Origin of the sequence: Thiolapillus sp. (assembly GCF_048562965.1) — a bacterium.
GTDB lineage: Bacteria > Pseudomonadota > Gammaproteobacteria > Chromatiales > Chromatiaceae > Thiolapillus > Thiolapillus brandeum_A.
Map to the genome: position 1 here is coordinate 1 of NZ_JBHNMF010001153.1, position 824 is coordinate 824.

Annotated in this window: 2 protein-coding genes; both read left to right on the forward strand. The window is 50.5% G+C overall.

All coding sequences use genetic code 11. The features are described 5' to 3' along the window. Positions 1-198, forward strand: a 198-nt coding sequence (locus tag ACOCD2_RS22965) for a helix-turn-helix domain-containing protein (protein WP_293681663.1), incomplete at its 5' end; no start/stop codon positions are given. Further along, a partial coding sequence (locus ACOCD2_RS22970; protein ID WP_293675417.1) for a DUF4158 domain-containing protein occupies positions 195-824 on the forward strand: 630 nt, incomplete at its 3' end. The genes ACOCD2_RS22965 and ACOCD2_RS22970, both read left to right, overlap by 4 nt.

Genomic DNA, 824 nt, shown 5'->3' on the forward strand with positions numbered 1-824 from the left:
GGATTGGAAGCAGCTCGCGCCCGAGGAAAGAAAGGTGGCCGTCCCAAATCATTGGATCAGCCAAAAAACATTACTCTGCTCAAGCAGATGCACGCCGACCCCAACTATTCGATCAGCGATATTTGCAAGACGCTGGATATTTCCCGTTCCACCTTTTACCGCTATTTAAAGTCCGATAATAACGAGAATGGCCAATGAAACGGATTTGGAATCTCGATGAACTTGCAGAGCATTGGAGTTTAAAGTTCGAGGAAACTCAGTTGCTCAAAACCAAACCGACCAGAAATCACCTGGCGTTTGTTGCGCAACTCAAGTACTACCAGAACACCGGGCGCTTTCCTCTCGCAACCAACGACATTCCCGAGACGCCCCTGCATTACCTGGCTGATCAGTTGGAAATCACCGTGGATCAGATTCATGAGTACGACTGGCTGGGGCGTTCCGGTACGCGACACCGCAAGGAAATTCTCGAATTTCCGGGTATCCGGCGTGTGTCAGCGGCTGACAAGAGCGCCTTTTCAGACTGGCTCATCGACAACCTCTATCCACATGGAGCGGATATCGAGGATGCCATCGAATCCGCTTTCGAGTGGTTTCAAAAACACAAAGTGGAATGCCCGGCAGGCAAAGAGCTTGATCGCCTGGTGCGCTCAGCCTACCAACAGTTTGAGCTTAATCTGTATGAGCACTTTGCAAATTGCTTGTCGGTAGAAAGCAAGATATTAATGGGTCAATCCCTGGATGGTGTTGAAGGCGTGGTGAACTTCAGTGATATCAAAGCCGATCCGGGGCGCGTGGGGCTGGACAGTGTACTGAAGGAAGTC